The following is an 18,006-nucleotide window of genomic DNA, read 5'->3' on the forward strand; positions in this document are numbered from 1 at the left end:
CAGAAGCGGGCATGCTGCCATCGTAGGTCCGCGGGGCGCCTGCCCCGGCCGCCAAGGCAATGGGGCCTGTTCGGCTCAGGAATTGGGCACGATCGATAAAGCGATGCCAGCCGCGATACAGGCTGCACCTAAAGCGAGTGCTGCCCGCGAACTTTTCGATAGCGCCAGCACGAGCAGGATGCCCATAACGCTCGCAATACCCAGCATGGCGACCGTCCCCAGCGCAACGCCGTAGCGCGTCGACGCTCGCGTCCAGGCGAGCACCAGCAGGAGGATAGCCGCCCGGCGCCATCGCATCCGCCAGAAAGGGGCGGACCATGGCGCGCTCAACGCGTGCTTCCGGGTGGAGAAGGCAAGCGCGGCAAGGCCCGCATAGGATAGTGCGACGACATCAACCGGCATGGGCGAGGGCATTCTGCGCTTCGGCACGACGCGTGGGAGATGCCGATACCGTTCGCCTCGCCTTTCCCGTCTTGCGGGCGGCGAAGAAGAGAAGGGCGGCCAGCGCAAGGCACGCCAAGTCGAAGGATGCGAACAGGCGGTCGCCCGCCGCCAGCGCGTGCGGCAGGCCCCGATCGGTCGTCAGGGCGTTCACCACCGGCATTGCTGCCCAGGCAGTGCCTGCGATGGCGAAGGACTCGCGCCATGCCCGCCAGGCCGGGCGCAGGCATCCGAGCAGGGCGAGGCCAAACCAAGTGTAGAACATTGCGGCGACCTCCAGGTCGGCGCGTCCCGGAAGGTCGGCGGGAAGTAGCCGGTTGGCGAGGAGATAGGCGGCCATGCCTGCGGGCAGGCATGCGATCACCGCGACATTGAGCCGCTCGACCAGCCTTTGCCCCCATACGCCGCTGCGCGCCTCGACCCGCTTCCTGCTCCACAAGACCAGCCCGGTGCCGACCATTGCCGCACCGCTCGCGCCCAGCAGGAAATAGATCCAGCGCAGGCCGGTATCGGCGAACCAGCCCAGATGCAGCCCCAGCAGCACCGCCGCCGTTCGCGCTGCGGGACCGGGGGGCGGGGAGGATGCGATCGTGTGGCCGTCGACGCCGGAGAAGGTGATCGCACCGCCCCGCGCGCTCAGCCGGTCGGTGGCGGTGCGGAACAGGGTGATGCGGGCGTTCGCGTCATTGGGGTTGGTCACCACGATCTGCGCTGGCGGGCTGCCGTCCCAGGCCCGGGTCGCGGTTGCCACCAGCGGCGCGACCGGAGTGAGCGGCGCGGGGGTACCGCTGCGGGGCGCCTCGGGCGCGGCGCCGACCGCCTCGCTCGCGAACAGGGCGGGCTTGGCGTAATTGGCGACGATCGGCCAGGGCATGTACATCACCATCAGCGTGACCAGCCCGGTATAGGTGATCATCGCGTGAAACGGCAGTGCGACGACCGCCGATACGTTGTGCGCGTCCAGCCAGCTGCGCTGCCCCTTGCCCCAGCGCAGCGTGAAGAAGTCGACGAAGATGCGCTTGTGGGTGATCACGCCCGAGAGGATCGCGCCGAGCATGCACATCGCGCAGGCGCCCGCGAGCCAGCGCCCCCAGGGATGCGGCAGCTGCAACTGGAAATGAAAGCGGTAGAAATGTTCGCCGCCGCGGGTGTCGCGGGCGTGGAGCGGTGTGCCCTGCACCGGATCCAGTCGCACCTCGCGGCGCGGGGGGCGCTTGGCGCGGGGCTTGGCTTTGACGACATCGCCGTCGCGGACGAAGACACGGGTCGCGATCGTCCGCTGGTCCGGCAGGTACAAGGTCCATCGCGCGGCCTGCGGGGCGGTGCGCTGGAGATAGGCGAACGCGCTGCCTGCCGCGACCGGCGGTGTCGCCGGCGTCGCGCGCACCTCTGGTTGCATCCAGCGCGTGATTTCCGGCCGGAAATAGCTGGCGGTGCCGGTGAGGAACATCGCGAACAGGATCCAGCCGGCGATCAGGCCCATCCAGCCATGGATCCGGGCCATGGATTGGCGGAACGACGGCGTCCTCATGGCCGCACGCCCAGCAGGAAGAGCGCGGCGGTGCAGGCTGCCGCTAGGCCCCAGACCAATGCCATCGCCCGACCCGGGCTGCGTGTATGAAACGCCCATAGTGCCAGCGCTGCATAGACGGGGAAGGAAGCCAGCATCGCCCACAAGGTCGCTTCGACGCGGGGCAGGGGAAGGATGCGCGCGGCGAGGGCGCAGCCTGCGGCCGCCGCCGCATAACCGCCGATCGCCGCCGTGACGCCCCGGCCGGCCAGCGCCATGCTTCCCCGTGGAGGGCGTGTCCTGTCATGTTCGTCGTGCATCCACGCTTGCTCCCCGCATCGCTTGCCATCGCCGCGGAACGTCATTAACCGCAACTGCGAATCGGTATCAATAACAAAACGGGGAACCCTCATGCGCATTTCGGCCAGCCGCCTTCGCGGCCGCCTCTCTCTGCTCGCACTCACCGCTGCCGCGCTCACCTCCCCGGTCGGCGTGCTGGCGCGCACCGCTGCGGACGAAACCAAGGAGGAGGATGCGCAGCAGCGTGCGGGCGAAGCGATCGTCGTCACCGGGGTGGCAGCGAAGGGCACGGCTTCCGGCACCAAGACCGATACGCCGCTGATCGAGACGCCGCAGACGATCACGGTGATCACCGAAGAAGAGCTGACCCTGCGCAACGCGCTGTCGATCAACCAGGCGCTCGGCTATGTCGCAGGCGTCGCCGTCAACCAGCGTGGCGGCACCGTCAGCCGGTACGACCAGCTGCTGCTGCGCGGCTTCACGCCGGGCGTCTTCCTCGACGGGATGCGCCTGCTCGCCGGTCCCTATTCGATGCCGCAAACCGACTTCAACCGCATCGACCGGATCGATATCGTCAAGGGGCCGGCATCGGTGCTCTATGGCAATTCCACACCGGGGGGGCTGGTGAACCTGACCAGCAAGACACCAGAGGCGTCGGCATTCGGGCGCGTCGAGCTGCAGGCGGGCAATTATGGCGCGCTGCGCGCCGTGGCCGACGTGAACCAGCCCCTGACCAAGGATGGCAAGCTGCTGTTCCGTCTAGTCGGCGGCTGGCAGAAAGCCGATGGGTTCACGCGCTACACGGAGAGCGAGCGCTACCATGTCAGCCCCTCGCTGACCTTCGCGCCCGATGCCGCGACGAGCCTGACGCTGATTGCCGCCTATCAGCATGCGCCCAGCGGCGGCGGCTATTCCGGGGTGCCGGCGTATGGCGCGGCGCTGCCCAGCCCGGCAGGCGCATTGCCGCTTCACGTCAATACCGGCGATCCGAACTACGAGCGCTACAATCACAAGCAGAAGGCCATCACCGCGCTGTTCCGGCACGATTTCGACGCGCATCTGACCTTTCGTTCGAACCTGCGCTACCAGAATAACACGCTCAGCTATCGCCAGCTCTATGTGGCGGGCTTCGCCACCACCGGCACGGGCGCCAGCCGCAACACCGATTTCACCACCCTGATCCGCGGCGGCGGCGGCGCCGACGAGGATTTCGACACGCTGACGATGGACAACCAGCTGAATGCGAAGTTCGCCACCGGACCGCTGCGGCACAATGTACTGGCCGGCATCGACTATCAGTTCATCTCCGGCGAGAATTTCCAGCAGTTCAACACCGGCCAGACCAGCAATCCGCTGACCAGCATTCCCAATCTCGATCCGTATCGGCCGGTCTATGGCGGCACCCTGCCGACGCTGGACCTGACCCAGCTTTCGTCCGGCTACGTCAATACCTACAGCAAGCGCGACCAGGTGGGCGTCTATCTGCAGGACCAGGTGGCGATCGGCCGTCTGCAACTGATCGCCAGCGGCCGTTGGGACTGGTACGAGCAGGCGACGATCAACAAGAAGCTGGCGGCCAACAACCTGACGCGTCTTTCGCAGACGGCGTTCACGATGCGGCTGGGTGCGCTGTACGAGCTGGCCGACGGCCTCTCGCCCTATGTCAGCTATTCGGAATCGTTCGAGCCGCAGACCGGCACCACCTATCTGGGCGTGCCGTTCGATCCCGTGACCGGCAAGATGATCGAAGGCGGCGTGAAGTGGCAGCCGCGCGGCACCAACGCGCTGCTGACGCTGTCGGTCTACGACCTGCGGCGGCAGAAGGTGCCGGTCACCGACCCGCGGGCCGGGACGGCCGGCATTCCCGCCAATGCGCAGATCCAGATCGGCGAGGTGCGGGTGCGCGGCGTGGAAGTGGAGGGCCGGGGCGAACTGGCGCGCGGGCTCGATCTGATCCTCGCCGCCAGCTACACCGATGCAATCATCACCCAGGGCGCGCCGGCCGTCGCGGCCACCGCCACCAACAGCGGTACGCCCACGACCACCGGCACGCGCCAGCTCGGCACGCCGGAATGGCAGGCGTCGAGCTTCCTTTCCTATGATTTCGGCAAGGGCGGACGTTCGGGACCGCTGGGCGGGCTCACGATCGGCGGCGGCGTGCGCGCTGTCGGCGGATCGGACGGCACCACGACCTATCTGGTGCGCAACGGCGTCACCACCTTTCAGCGGTTCACGACCGAGGATTTCACGCTGGTCGATGCGCTGCTCGGCTACGACCTCGGCTTTGCCGCATCGCGCCTGCGGGGGTGGAGTCTGGCGGTCAACGCCGCGAACCTGCTGGACAAGCGCTACATCAGCGCCTGTCCCTTCTCGAATTCCTGCTATTTCGGGGCGTCGCGCACGGTCACCGGATCGGTTCGGCTGCGCTGGTGAGCGCTGCCGGTTCCCCGACCTGCGCAGGCGGGGGCGGGACCCGCCTGATCGGGATTGAGCGGGGTGCCTCGAATATCATCGCTCTCGACGCATTGGTTGTGCGATGAGGAACGACGTGAAGACCTTAGCGAGGCGAAGGCGGGACCTGCCGCCCGCTTCTGGCTGGAAGCTGCATTCGCGGAACACGACCAGAATGTCGGGTAGTTAAGGTCATCTCGGCGTGACCGCGCTCGCACGCCGCTGGTGCGGCGCCGAGTCGGTATGCCGTCTCGGCCCTTCGGGTTTTGATCGCGGACGCGGAGCCGATCCGGCGGATCAGCGGTCGGCAGGTGCCGGCAGCGGAACGCGGGTGCGGTGCGCGAGCTGGCGCACGCCTTCGGCGACACCAGGGCGCGCGGGTTGTTGGTGCACGCGTGGCACACTTGCCCGGGCGGGAGGCACGGGCGGCGGCTGGCGCACGTGCTGGCGCGCGCACGCTGCCCGCGCGGCCCGCCCGGTTGCAAGAGTGCGGTTCTTGGCCGGGCGCGGGTGGCCCCCGGCAGCGCGGTTGCGCTGACAGGATGGTCGCCGCGCTGGGCGCGGCGGCGTTGTGCAGCCGGCACGCGGACGGGCGGGGGGGAGCGTCGCTTCCCTGTAGTCCTGCCGCGACATGCCGCAAGCCGGGCGGTGCCCGACTCCTCCACGCTGTTTCGGCCCTGCGGGTGCAGCCTGCCTCCCTCGGCAGGACTGTCGGTTCGCTCCTGCCGCTCCCCCCGCCCTTCCGGCGCCGGTTGCGGTGTTTTGGAAGGAGCAAGGATCATGGGTGTTGGACACGAGAACCGGGCGAGCCTCTATGCCGAGGTGACTGGACGGGTGATTGCCGAGCTGGAGCAGGGGCGGCTGCCCTGGGTGCAGCCTCGGGATGCTGCGGCGTGTGGCTGTGCGATGCCGGCCAATGCCGCGACCGGGCGGCGCTATTCGGGGATCAATGTGCTGATCCTCTGGGCGGCGGTGATCGAGGGGCGGCATGTCTCGCAGCGGTGGCTGACCTTTCGACAGGCGCAGGCGGCGGGGGGAAGCGTGCGGCGCGGCGAGCGGGGAACGACGATCTGCTATGCGGATCGCTTTACCCCGAAGGACGAGGCCGAGCGGGCCCGTGACGAGGATCGCGAGGCGCGGCAGCTGGTCTTTCTGAAGCGGTTCACCGTGTTCAATGTCGACCAGTGCGAAGGCTTGTCCGAGTGGCTGACGGTGACGAAGCAGCGCGCGCCGGTGGCGGAAGCCGACCGCATTCCGGCCGCGCATGCACTGATGGAAGCGTGTGGGGCCGATATCCGGATTGGAAGCGGCGAGGCCTATTATACTCCGGCGGGAGACTATGTCGCAGTGCCGCGCAGCTCGCCTTCTACGACCGCATCAATTGGTATCGCACCGTGCTGCACGAGCTGGGGCACTGGACCGGGCATGGCTCCCGCCTTGACCGCGACCAGTCAGGGGCTTTTGGCAGCGCCGCCTATAGCCGGGAGGAGCTGGTCGCCGAAGTGGCAAGCGCCTTCACTTGCGCGTCGCTGGCGATCCGGCCGACCGTGCGGCACGCCGATTATGTCGGCAGCTGGCTGGCGGTGTTGCGCGAGGATGAAAAGGCGATCTTCCGGGCGGCGAGCGCTGCCAGCAAGGCGGCGGACTTTCTGCTTAGCTTCGTCTCGGACGAGGAGGTGGGGCAATGATGCGCTGGCTTCGTCTGCGGCGGATGCGCCGCGCCTTTCGTGCACTGCCCGAGCGCGATCAGGCAATCTTCGGATCGGTTAGGTCGACGATTTGGACTACGTCGAAACGGCCAGGCGGCATGGCTGCACGGTAGCGGAGGTGGAAGAGACCATCACCCGCGTGCTGATCGCGCTCGGTCGAGCAGAGCGGGGCGAACAGCCATGAGCGATGCGACACCTCGCCCGAGAAGTCGGGCGAGGTGTACGCCGCGGCATCAGCGCGTTAGGATCGATCCATGAGGACCAGCCTCGACCATCTGCCCCCAGCCAAGCAACGCGAGCTGGAGCGTGTCGTCCAGATCCTGTTCGAGGAGTTTGGCGACGCGATCGCCATCGCCACGTCGGACTGGAAGAAGCCGGCGCGCATCTGAAGGTCCTTCTCTACGGCAGCTATGCGCGCGGCGGCTGGGTCGACGAGCCACATACCGCCAAGGGCTATCAGTCGGACTTCGATCTGCTCGTGATCGTCAACAGCCCGAAGTTGACCGACCGAGTGGATTTCTGGGCAACCGCAGAGGATCGACTCAACCGTGAACTCGGGATCACCAAGACGCTGCGCACGCCGGTGAATTTCATCGTGCACACCATGCAGGAAGTGAGCGATGGGCTGGCGCATGGCCGCTATTTCTTCATGGACGTCGCCCGCGACGGCATCGCGCTGTACGAGAGCGAACCCACCGAGCTGCACCAGCCGAAGCCGAAGACCCCACCCCAGGCGCTCGCAACGGCCAGGGAATATTTCGACGAGTGGTTTCCCTCTGCGATGAAGCCTTTCGAGATTGCCGGATTGGACCTGTCAAAAGGCTTCTTGAAAGCCCGGCAGCGGCCCGGATGGCCGAACAGGGCCTAACCTCCGAGCGGCTGGAAGAGCATCACCAGATCACGCGCGCCAACGGCGAGAAGCTGCTTGCCAACCCTGCGCTCGCGCTGGATGCAATTACCCGCACCCAGGCGACCTTCACCACGCGAGATCTGGTGATGTTCGTGCATCGCCACAGCGAAGGGAAGGAGCAGTTCGACCACGTGATGGCGGCAGTGCGCGCGTCACCTGAACTGGTGAAGCTGGGGAAGGATGGACGCGGCGAAGAACGCTTCACCAGCCGTGAGATGATCGAGACAGAAGCGCGGCTGGAGTGCGCGACCGTGAAGCTCGATGCCCGTCGTGGGCATGGCGTGGACGAGCAGCGTCGCAAACTGGCTCTGGTGCGCGCGGAAATACGCGGGCTCGTTCTGTCGAGCGAGCAGCGCAGTGCGTTTGATCATGTCACCAGCGGCAGGGATCTGGGCGTGGTGGTCGGATATGCCGGTACCGGCAAATCGGCGATTCTCGGCGTCGCCCGCGAAGCATGGGAGAGCGCCGGCTATCAGATGCAGGGACTGGCGCTGTCCGGCATCGCTGCCGAGAATCTCGAAAGCGGTTCGGGCATCGCGTTGCGCACCATCGCCAGCATCGAGCATCAATGGGGGCAGGGGCGCGAACTGCTGACCGACCGGTCGATCCTCGTCATCGACGAAGCGGGCCTGATCGGCACCCGCCAGATGGAGCGGGTGATCGCCCAAGCCGAGAAGCGCCGCGCCAAGGTGGTGCTGGTCGGCGACCCCGAGCAGCTTCAGGCGATTGAATCAGGTGCGGCGTTCCGTTCGGTCGCCGAGCGGCATGTTGCGATCAAGATCACCGACATTCGCCGGCAGCGCGAAGACTGGCAGCGACTGGCGACGCGCCAGCTCGCCACCGGCCGCATCGCCGAGGCGCTGGATGCCTATGGCCAGGCCGGCATGGTCGTCGACTTGGACACGCGAGTCGAGGCGCGATCGGCGCTGATCGATCGTTGGGATCGCGAGCGGATCGCCGATCCGGCGACATCGCGCATGATTCTCACCCACACCAACCAGGAATGCGATGAACTGAATGCACTTGCCCGGGATGTGATGAGGCGCAGTGGGGCATTAGATACTGATATTGCGGTCGAAACCACCCGCGGAGAACGCTTGTTTGGGGCCGGTGACAGGGTCATGTTCCTGCGCAACGAACGCAGCCTGGGTGTGAAGAATGGCAGTCTCGGCACCATCGAACAGGTCGATCACGCCCGCATGGCCGTGCGGCTCGACGATGGCCGCCAGGTCGCCTTCGACCACAAGAATTACGGCGACATCACCCATGGCTATGCCGCTACGATCCATAAGGCGCAGGGCGTCACCGTTGACCGCGTCCATGTGTTGGCGACGCCGGGGCTCGACCGGCACGCTGCCTATGTCGCGCTGTCCCGGCACCGCGATGCGGTGGAGCTCCATTATGGCCGTGACGACTTCGCCGACCAGGGCAAGCTGGCCCGCGCCCTGTCGCGTGACCGGCCGAAGGACAATGCGCTCGACTATGATGCTGCTGCCGACCGCTTCGCTTCGCGGCGCGGCGTCGAGCGGTCGCGCATCCTCGATACGCTTGCCGAAGAGCCACTCGCCGAACCCGAGCGCAGCGCGCCTGCACCTGCCCGGCGGCAGGGCATGTTCGACGGGTTGCGGCTGTCCATCCCCGAGCCCGAACGGGTCCAAACCAAGCTGCGCTTCGATGGGCTCAAACTGTCGGTGTCAGCGGCAGCGCCGGAGGTGTCCGCTACCCGGAAGCTGGAGCGGGCGGTCGAAGGCTACGCACGTGCCGTGCAGGATGCAGGCCGTATGACCGGGCAGGGACGTGCGCCGCTCGAAGTTCAGAAGGCGGCGCTTGCGCGCAGCGCTGAGGTTATCAACGCGCTGTATTCCCACGGCGCACACGATCTCGATATGGCGTTCGAGCGGACGCCGGGTCTGGTCAGCGAAGCGGCCAATGATCGCACCGCAAACGCGATTCGCCAGATGCAGCTGGAGGCGGAGGTGCGCGCCAATCCCGAGCTGCGCGCGGACCGGTTTGTTCAAGCCTGGCAGCAGCTTCAGGCGCGTCGGGGCAAGCTCAGCGGATGGGAGAATGAAGAGAAGCGCGCCGGTGTCGAAAGCGCCATGCGATCGATGGCGAAGGGGCTGGAGAAAGACCCGGCGCTAGGCGCCGCGCTCAGCCGCCGGGGCAGCGAGCTGATCGGCCTACAATGGTCGCCGGAATGGTCGCCGGGCAGCCGCGATGGCGGTGTCGGTCGGGCGCTTGGCGATGATGCCCGCACCCGTTCGATCATCCGTCAGCTCACCTTCTCGATCGATCGCGACCGAGGCCTTGGGATTGGAATGTAGCCATGGGTATCCACGAACCTCCCGTAGAAGCAGACCAGACCGTCCAGGCGTTCAACGACATGTCACGCAAGCTGGGGGGGTGACTGCTGCGGTCGACGGCTTTGCCGCGCGGCAGCAAGAATTGCATGCGCGTGACTATGGACCAGACCTGGAGAAGATCCGCGACGGCTACGATAAGGTGTGCGGTGCAATCAACATCCTAGCCAAGCGCCCGGCGATGACGTTGACACCCCAGGATGTCGCGAAGCAGATCGAGGCAGCTGGCACGCAGTGGCGTGCGGACGGTCATCGGGCGTGGACCGCCGCCAGCCATGCCCTTGCTGGCACAGTCCAGGAATTGAAGGGGATGGTTGCGTCGGCGCATTCCGCGGAGACCCAGCAGCTTTGGATCGCGGGGGCAGCCGTTTTAGCACTAGTGGTAGGCTTCGCTTCCGGCACTTTCGTTCCATCGCTAGTCGCTCAACTCGCGCCCGAGAGCTGGCATTGGCCAGAGGAGCGGGCCGCCGCATTGCTCAGGCGCACGCCTTGGGACGCGGGCATGCGGCTTTTAGAGATTGCTGACCCGCAGGAGGCGCAAGCGCTGGCCGATGCGGTGCGACTTTCGAAGGACAATGCAGATGTGCTTGCGACGTGCCGGAAACGGTCCGAGCAGCTCAATACCCCAGTGAAGTGCTCAATCTCGAATATGCCCGTGGCGAACGGCCATTCATAAAACTGTCCCTCCGGGGAAGCTAACCACGATAGACTTGAAGGGCTGGCTTTGGGACAAACCCGCCGTTCGCGCTTGGCAACGTCGCCGTCCGCTCGTGACGAAAGCCGCCGTGCCATTTGAACGTGATAGCACAGAGCGGGCAGCTCTCGCATGTCCGCTTCGCCAACTGATGCTACCACGGGCCGATCGGGGCGAGCGGTTAGCCAGGGAATGTGACGCGGGGGCGAAGTGGGGTCTGCAACAGCGTGCGCGGCGGGAGCGGCCTTGGTCGTGCCGCCCCCGCTGACGAGAATTCAGCCGAACGAGACCTTGGTAGCCCGGCGCCGATAGCGCGCGGTGCCGCCGATCACCGCGAAGCCGCCGACCAGCAGCGCCCAGTTCGCCGGCTCCGGCACAGGGCTGGCGGTGGTGAAGCGGAAGCTGGCGTCGCACGCCGAGGGCATGTTGCGGCAGGTCAGGTCGTTGACCTTGGTCTGCAGGAGATAGCCCGGCGCATAGCCTTCGCCGTTGCCGAACGCCAAGGTGACGTTGCTGCTGCCGCTCAGCACCGCGGTGTAATCGGTGTTGGCGGTGACGCCCAGCGTGCCGATCGCCAGGTCGGTGAAGCTGCCGACGCCGCGGAAGACCAGATCCGACAGCGCATATTGCTGGGTGAAGAGCGCGGTGGCGGGGAGCGCGGCGTTCGGGGCGATCGCGCCTGCGTACAGCGACAGGGTAACGGTGCCGGTGGTGGTGCGCGTCGAGGAACCGAAGCGGAAGCCGAGCCCGGTCAGGTAGGACTGGGTCGGCCGGAAGACCTGGCCGATCGTGTCCGGCTGGAGCACCGACGAGAGCGTCACCGTGGTGCTCGCGTTCGCGTTGACGGTGGTGGTGACCGGGTTTGCGGTCACGATTGTGGCAGCCTGCGCCTGGGATACGCAAACGGTCGCCAGCAGGAGCGGCAAGGCCAGGTAACGGTTCATCAACACATGTTCCCCTATGTTCGAATATCGTGTCCGAGTGGCACGGGCATGTTGCAGAATCGCGACGATTTGCCAGCAATCTTGGGGAGTTGCGCGACCTGGCCGCCGGACGACCGCGATCCGACGTGCCGATTCGCGACGTTTTTTCGCTGTGAACGCGATCGGTTGCTCGGCTTCTGCCCGCCGGTGAGCGTCACCCGAGGGCGCCGCCACCCTTCCGAATCTTTTCACTGTGATTTCATCCACATGTCACAACCCATGGTTAGCGAATTCCTAACGATGGCAGGATGATGGCGCCGTTTGCGCTCGTCCTCCGCTGCTTCGTCAACGGATCGACAGGGGAAATTGCGTGAGCGCGACATATTGGAAACTGATCGACGGCGACCTGGTGCAGGACTGGTCGAACACCGGCCTGCTCGATACCAATGACAACTGGGACAAGGTGCCGAGCATCGTCGGTTTTCGCGGCGATACGCTGACCGGCGCCACCGGTACCGACCCGCGCACCATCACCACGAGCAGCACCGTGGTGGACGTGAACGTCAACCAGACCAATCCGCTGACCTTCAACACCGGCGGCGTCACCGAATTCCAGCTCAGCAATCCGGTCGTCGCGCTGACCGGCTCCGGCACCGCGACTGCGCCGTACCTGGCGCTCTATCTCGACGCGACCGGCCGCAGCGACGTGACGCTGTCGTTCCTGCTGCGCGACCTGGAGACCGGCCCGGACAATTCGGTCCAGCAGGTCGCGGTGCAGTACCGCCTCAACGATTCGAGCACGTGGACGAACGTGCCGGGCGGCTATGTCGCCGATGCCACCGCCGGGCCGAGCAGCGCCAACCCGCTGCTCGAGACGCCGGTCAGCGTGACGCTGCCGTCGGACGCGAATAACGCCGCGACGCTGCAGGTGCGCATCATGACCACCAACGCCGTCGGCAACGACGAATGGGTAGGCATCGATGACATCCGCGTGAGCAGCGGCGGCGGGGTGGCCGCTCCGGGCACGCTGAGCATCGCTGACGCCTCGACCACCGAGGGTGACAGCGGCGCACACCTGATCACGTTCACCGTCGCGCGCGTCGGTGGGGCCACCGGCGCGATCGACGCCACCTACACGGTGACGCTGCCGGGCGGCTATGGTGGCGCCGACGCTAGCGATTTCGGCGCGTTCACGCTCACCGGCAAGGTCCAGTTCGCCAACGGCCAGAGCACGGCGACCATCTCGCTGCCGGTGCTGGGCGATCGCCAGCCCGAGCCGAACGAGACGTTCAGCATCTCGCTGTCCAATCCCACGGGCGGCGCGACGATCGACCGCGCGACCGCGACCGGCACGATCCTCAACGACGACATCCTGCCGCTGTCGATCGGCCAGATCCAGGGCGAGGGCCATCGTTCGGCCTATGAGGGGCAGAAGGTCGTCACCAGCGGCATCGTCACCGCGGTGGACAGCAATGGCTTCTATCTGCAGGATCTGGGCGACGGCAATGCCCGCACCAGCAATGCGGTTTTCGTCTTCACCAGCACCGCGCCCGACGTGTTCGTCGGCGATGCGGTCGCGGTGCAGGCGACGGTCAGCGAATATCGCGCCGGCACCGGCGGCCTGACGATCACCGAGCTGACCGCGCCGTCGATCGAACTGCTCGGCTATGGCTATGACCTTCCCGAGGCGGTGCTGATCGGCAAGGGCGGCCTGACGCCGCCGAGCACGGTGATTGATGATGACGGGCTGACGAGCTACGATCCGACGACCGACGGGATCGACTTCTGGGAATCGCTGGAAGGCATGCGGGTGACGATCGATAACCCGCTGGTCGTCTCCAACACCACTGCCGACAGCTACGCTGAGACCGATGTCGTCGCCTCGCGGGGCGAGGGCGCTACCGGGATCAACGATCGCGGCGGCATCACCACCTCGAAGGGCGATTTTAACCCCGAGAAGATCCAGCTGCAGGGCGACAGCGCGATCTTCGACGGGTTCAACGCCAATTACTCGATCGGGGACCAACTGAGCAGCGTCACCGGCGTCGTCAACTATGCTGCGGCAAAGTATGAAGTGATCGTCACCGAAGCGGTGACCGTCACCAAGGACGTCACCCTGGCCAAGGAAGTGACGGCGCTTTCCGGCGATGCCGCGCACCTGTCGCTGGCAACCTACAATGTCGAGAATCTGGACGCGTCCGACAACAAATATGACGTGCTGGCCAGCAATATCGTCTACAATTTGCGCGCGCCGGACATCATCGCGCTGCAGGAGATCCAGGACGCCGACGGAGCGGGCAACGGCAGGGACCTGTCGGGCGTGAAGACCGCGCAGGGCCTGATCGACGCGATCAACAAGATCAGCGGTGCGAACTACGCCTATGTCGAGGTCGCGCCGGAGACCGCCAATTCCACCGGCGGCGAGCCCAACGGCAACATCCGCAACGGCTATCTCTACAACACCGATCGCGTTTCCTATGTCGACGGCAGCGCCGAACTGATCACCGGGGCGGCGTACAACAACAGCCGCAAGCCGCTGGTCGCGCAGTTCGAATTCAACGGCGAGACGGTCACCGCGATCAACGTCCACTTCACTTCGCGCGGCGGCAGCGATCCGCTGTGGGGCGCCACCCAGCCGCCGGCCGACGCGGGCGACGCGTCGCGCACCGCGCAGGCGGCGGGCGTGAAGGCCTATATCAACGAGCATCTGGCGGACGATCCGGCCATGAACATCGCCGTGCTCGGCGACTGGAACGGTTTCGCCTGGGAAGATGCGCAGACCCAGCTGACCGATCCGGCCAAGGGCGGCATGCTGACCGACCTGGCGACCGCGCTGCTGCCGAGCGAGGAGCGTTACAGCTATCTGTTCGACGGCAATGCCCAGCAGCTCGATCACATCCTCGTCACCGGCGGGCTGCTGGCCAACGCCCAATATGACGCGGTGCACATCAACTCGCAGTTCAGCGGCGATCGCCCGACCGACCACGACCCGCAGCTGGCGCTGTTCGACTTCGGTTCGGCCAAGGCCCAGGCCCTGTCGATGGTCGCGGCGAGCGACTCGGGTCTCGCCAACGACGCGACGCAGACCATGGCGTGGAGCGGATCGGACGCCGGCTTCCTGGATGCGCATCACTCGTCGCATGCATTGCTGATGGCCGATCACGTGCTGTACGTCTAAGCACGGTCGCCGCCCGGAGTGGTTCCGGGCGGCGGCTCCGGCAAGACGAAAAGAATGGCGATGACGAAGATGACCGCGACGGGGCCGCAGCGCCCGTTCGCACCGATGCGCGACGCGGTGGCGCTGTGCCGCCGGCATCTGCTCGCCGCCGCCGGGTTCAGCGCGCTGGTCAACATCCTGTACATCGTGCCGACGCTGTACATGCTGCAGGTCTATGACCGGGTCGTGCCCACCCAGGGCGTCCAGACGCTGGCCTTCCTCACCCTAGTGCTCGTCTTCGCGCTCGCCTGCCTGTCGCTGCTCGACCGTATTCGCAGCCGGCTGCTCACCCGCGCGGGGGTGGTGCTGAACGCCGCGCTGGCCCCGGCAGTGCTCGATGCGACGATCGGGCGTCCCGAACTGCAGGTGGCGCGATCCGCGGTGCGCGAACTGGACGCGCTGCGCGCGGTGCTCGGCGGGCCGGCGATGCTGGCGCTGTTCGACGCGCCCTGGATGCCGATCTATGTCGGCGTGTGTTTCCTGGTCCACCCGCTGATCGGCTCGATGGCGCTGGCGGGCGGCCTGCTGCTCGCGGCGATCGCGTGGCGCAACGAGCGGGCGACGCGCACCGGCATGGACCATGCGCAGGAGGTTGCGGCTCAGACCTATGCCGCGCAGGACGCCATGCTGGCCGCGGCGGACAGCGTGCGCGCGCTGGGGATGCGCCGCGCGCTGGTCGCCCGGCAGCTGCGCAAGCGCGAGACGATGCTCGCGCTGCAGACCGAAAGCGGCTTTCACGCCGGCAGCTATTTCACCGCGACCAAGTTCGTGCGCCTCGCCCTGCAATCGCTGGCGCTGGGGCTCGGTGCCTGGCTGGCGGTGCACAACATGATCTCCGGCGGAGCGATCTTCGCCTCCTCGTTCCTGATCGCCCGCGCGCTGGCGCCGATCGAGCTGCTGATCGGCAGCTGGAAGACGCTGGCCCAGGCGCGCGGCGGCTATCGCGATCTCGACCGGTTGCTCGCCACCGCGATCAGCCGACCCGAGCCCACCCGGCTGCCGGCACCGCGGGGCGCGCTGGCGGTGGAGGGCGTGACGGTCCTCAACGCGGCGCGCGACGGCATGGTCCTCAACGGCGTATCGTTCGCGGTCGCACCCGGTGAGGTCGTCGCGATCGTCGGGCCCTCCGGATCGGGCAAGTCGACGCTGATGCGCGCGATCGTCGGCGCGATGCCGGCGGATCGCGGCGCCGTGCGCATCGACTCGGCCGAGCTCGGCGACTGGGATCCGGAGCGGCTGGCGCGCCATATCGGCTATCTTCCGCAGGATTCGGCGCTGTTCGAAGGCACGATCAAGGAAAACATCGCCCGGTTCGAAGGTGAGCTGGATACGGCCTCCGAGGCGATCGACACCGCCGCGGTCGCGGCCGCCGAACTGGTCGGCGCGCGCGACCTGATCCTGCGGCTGCCCGACGGCTTCGACCATCGCCTCGCGCTCGGCGGGCGCGGCGTCTCCGCCGGGCAGGCCCAGCGAATCGCGCTCGCGCGGGCGGTCTATGGCGATCCGGCGCTCTATGTGCTCGACGAGCCCAACGCGCATCTCGACTCCGAGGGCGACGCCGCGCTCAACGCCGCGATCACGCGGCTGAAGGCGGCGGGGAAGACGATCCTGGTGGTCTCGCACAAGCTGGGCGTGTTGCCGGTTGTGGACAAGATGCTGGTGCTGCGTGACGGCCGGGTGGAGCTGTTCGGCCCGCGCGACGAGGTGCTGGCGAAGATCGCGCCGCCCAATGTCCGGCGGATGGTGCCGGCGGCGCAGGGAGGATCGGCGGCATGAGCGGTGCGGTGATCCTCGCGGCCGACACGCCGCTGCCGGTGGCGCAGCAAGTCGGCGATCCGCGCGGCGACATCCGCATCGGGCTGGTCATCGCCGGGCTGTTCTTCGTGCTGTTTCTCGGCTGGGCGGCGTTCGCGCGGCTTGATGCGGCGGCGACGGCGACGGGCGTGCTCGAAGTCTCCGGCCAGCGGCAGAGCGTCCAGCATCGCGACGGCGGCGTGGTGGGCGAGATCCTCGTGCGCGAGGGGCAGCGGGTGGTGCGGGGCCAGTTGCTGGTCCGCCTCGCCGCGGCCGACGTGCTGGCGCAGGAGCGTGTGCTTTCCGGCCAGGCGGTCGGATTGCTCGCGCAGCGGGCGCGGCTGCAGGCGGAGCAGCTGGGGCAGAGCCGGGTGGCGGCGCCGACCGAATTCGCCGAGCTGCAGGGGAGGGATCGCGAGGCCGCGGCGCTCGCTCTGCGCCTGCAGCAGAGCGAGCTGGACGCGCGGCGGGCGACGCTGACCGCGCAGCGCGGTGCGCTCGGACAGCGCGCCGCCCAGTCGGCCGCGCAGGGCCGTGGCTATGGCACGCAGGTCGTTTCCGCCGAGGAGCAGTTGCGCCTCGTCGACGAGCAGCTGACCGCGATGCGCCCGCTGGTCGAGCGTGGCTTCGTCTCGCGGACCCGGATGCGCGAACTGGAGCGGGTGCGCGCCGAGCTGATCGGCCAGCGTGGACAATATACGGCCAGCGTCGCCCAGACCCGCGAAGCGTCGCGCGAGAGCGAGCTGACCGCGCTGCAGGCGGAGCAGACCTTCCACGAGCGTACCGCTGCGGATCTGCGCGACGTCGATATCCGGCTGGGCGAGGTGCTGCCGAAATGGACGGCGGCGCGAGACCAGCTCGCCCGCACCGAGATCCGCGCGCCGGCGACGGGCGCGGTACTGGGTCTTTCGGTATTCACGCCCGGCGGCGTCATCGCGCCAGGGCAGAAGTTGATGGACATCGTGCCCGAACGCGCTCCGCTGCGCATCCAGGCGCGGGTCGCGGTCGACGATGCCGACGATCTTCGGGTCGGCCAGGCGACGCTGGTCAAGTTCCCCAGCCTTCACGAACGGGACCTGCCCAACCTGAAGGGCACGCTGACCCGGCTTTCGGCCGATTCGCTGATCGACGAGAAAAGCGGGGCCAGCTACTTCACCGGCGAGGTGCTCGTGCCGCCCGAACAGATCGACCTGCTACGCAAGGTACGCGGGCGGGATTTCGCACTCCGGGCGGGCATGCCGGCGCAGATCCTGATCCCGCTGCGTAAGCGGACCGCCCTCGATTATGCGCTGGAGCCGCTGGTCGGCAGCTTTTGGACGTCGCTGCGGGAACATTGAGGTAAGGGGCGGGGAAGGTGGCGCTCTTCCGTCGACCCGATCTGAACAATCGGCGGCTTTCAGAACCTGCCGCATAGCTAACGAATAACTGACGTGGGGAGCACTGCTGAAAGGCCGATCCCGGCGTAAGCTGACAATCCCGCCACTGAACCTCAACGGCGTATTCTGGTCGACACCTGCCGACGCAAACGAACGCGGCATTTTGGGACGAAGCCTTCATTGGGAATGACGACAGCAAACGACGGGTTTAGTCCGTGATGGCCGTTGACCTGCTCCCCAGAAATCATGCCATTGGTAAGTTAGCTCGTCAGATGGAGACGAGTGATGCGGCGAAGCCGATTTACCGAGGATCAGATCATT

The 18,006-nt window shown here is 67.0% G+C and carries 10 protein-coding genes and 2 pseudogenes; 8 read left to right on the forward strand and 4 right to left on the reverse strand.

Going from position 1 to position 18,006, the window contains the following annotated elements; genetic code table 11:
• Positions 1-75: 75 nt before the first annotated feature.
• Genes GGR89_RS19125 through GGR89_RS19135 form a run of 3 tightly spaced genes read right to left on the reverse strand, consistent with a single transcriptional unit; the run spans position 76 to position 2,271 of the window.
• The gene (locus GGR89_RS19125; RefSeq protein WP_164521730.1) at positions 76-402 is read right to left on the reverse strand and encodes a DUF3325 family protein; all 327 of its coding nucleotides are present in this window, start codon (positions 400-402) and stop codon (positions 76-78) included.
• The gene (locus GGR89_RS19130; RefSeq protein ID WP_125976779.1) at positions 392-1,972 is read right to left on the reverse strand and encodes a PepSY-associated TM helix domain-containing protein; all 1,581 of its coding nucleotides are present in this window, start codon (positions 1,970-1,972) and stop codon (positions 392-394) included. The genes GGR89_RS19125 and GGR89_RS19130 overlap by 11 nt, the downstream gene beginning before the upstream one ends.
• Positions 1,969-2,271 carry an iron transporter gene (locus GGR89_RS19135; RefSeq protein WP_206431103.1) on the reverse strand — a complete coding sequence of 101 codons (303 nt, stop codon included), beginning with the start codon at positions 2,269-2,271 and terminating at the stop codon, positions 1,969-1,971. Before GGR89_RS19135 ends, GGR89_RS19130 begins: the two co-directional genes overlap by 4 nt.
• A 91-nt stretch (positions 2,272-2,362) precedes the next feature.
• Here GGR89_RS19135 and GGR89_RS19140 point away from each other — a divergent pair, with 91 nt between their 5' ends.
• The 5 genes and pseudogenes from GGR89_RS19140 to GGR89_RS19160 all read left to right on the forward strand — a co-directional run bounded on the left by GGR89_RS19140 (position 2,363) and on the right by GGR89_RS19160 (position 10,357).
• Complete coding sequence (locus tag GGR89_RS19140) at positions 2,363-4,684, forward strand: TonB-dependent siderophore receptor (protein ID WP_164542686.1); 2,322 nt, start codon at positions 2,363-2,365, stop codon at positions 4,682-4,684.
• 798 nt (positions 4,685-5,482) lie between these two features.
• Positions 5,483-6,390: pseudogene (locus tag GGR89_RS19145) on the forward strand (ArdC family protein).
• 275 nt (positions 6,391-6,665) lie between these two features.
• Positions 6,666-7,243: pseudogene (locus tag GGR89_RS19150) on the forward strand (nucleotidyltransferase domain-containing protein); the annotation flags it as partial.
• A 17-nt stretch (positions 7,244-7,260) separates the two neighbouring features.
• Positions 7,261-9,645 carry a Ti-type conjugative transfer relaxase TraA gene (gene traA / locus GGR89_RS19155; protein WP_125976776.1) on the forward strand — a complete coding sequence of 795 codons (2,385 nt, stop codon included), beginning with the start codon at positions 7,261-7,263 and terminating at the stop codon, positions 9,643-9,645.
• A 79-nt stretch (positions 9,646-9,724) separates the two neighbouring features.
• Entirely contained in the window at positions 9,725-10,357 is a 633-nt protein-coding gene (locus GGR89_RS19160) for a DUF6118 family protein (protein WP_125976775.1), read from the forward strand.
• 293 nt (positions 10,358-10,650) lie between these two features.
• Here the strand turns inward: GGR89_RS19160 and GGR89_RS19165 are convergent, their stop codons facing one another.
• A complete protein-coding gene (locus tag GGR89_RS19165) occupies positions 10,651-11,319 on the reverse strand; it encodes a PEPxxWA-CTERM sorting domain-containing protein (protein WP_125976774.1) in 669 nt (222 codons plus the stop codon).
• A 349-nt stretch (positions 11,320-11,668) separates the two neighbouring features.
• On the opposite strand from GGR89_RS19165, the gene GGR89_RS19170 reads away from it, so the two are divergent.
• Genes GGR89_RS19170 through GGR89_RS19180 form a run of 3 tightly spaced genes read left to right on the forward strand, consistent with a single transcriptional unit; the run spans position 11,669 to position 17,646 of the window.
• The gene (locus GGR89_RS19170; RefSeq protein ID WP_241218002.1) at positions 11,669-14,476 is read left to right on the forward strand and encodes an endonuclease/exonuclease/phosphatase family protein; all 2,808 of its coding nucleotides are present in this window, start codon (positions 11,669-11,671) and stop codon (positions 14,474-14,476) included.
• 60 nt (positions 14,477-14,536) lie between these two features.
• Entirely contained in the window at positions 14,537-16,291 is a 1,755-nt protein-coding gene (locus tag GGR89_RS19175) for a type I secretion system permease/ATPase (RefSeq protein ID WP_425338781.1), read from the forward strand.
• On the forward strand, positions 16,288-17,646 hold the full coding sequence (locus GGR89_RS19180) for an HlyD family type I secretion periplasmic adaptor subunit (protein WP_125976773.1): 1,359 nt from the start codon (positions 16,288-16,290) through the stop codon (positions 17,644-17,646). Before GGR89_RS19175 ends, GGR89_RS19180 begins: the two co-directional genes overlap by 4 nt.
• Positions 17,647-18,006: the final 360 nt, after the last annotated feature.

The organism is Sphingomonas trueperi, from assembly GCF_011927635.1.
Lineage (GTDB): Bacteria > Pseudomonadota > Alphaproteobacteria > Sphingomonadales > Sphingomonadaceae > Sphingomonas > Sphingomonas trueperi.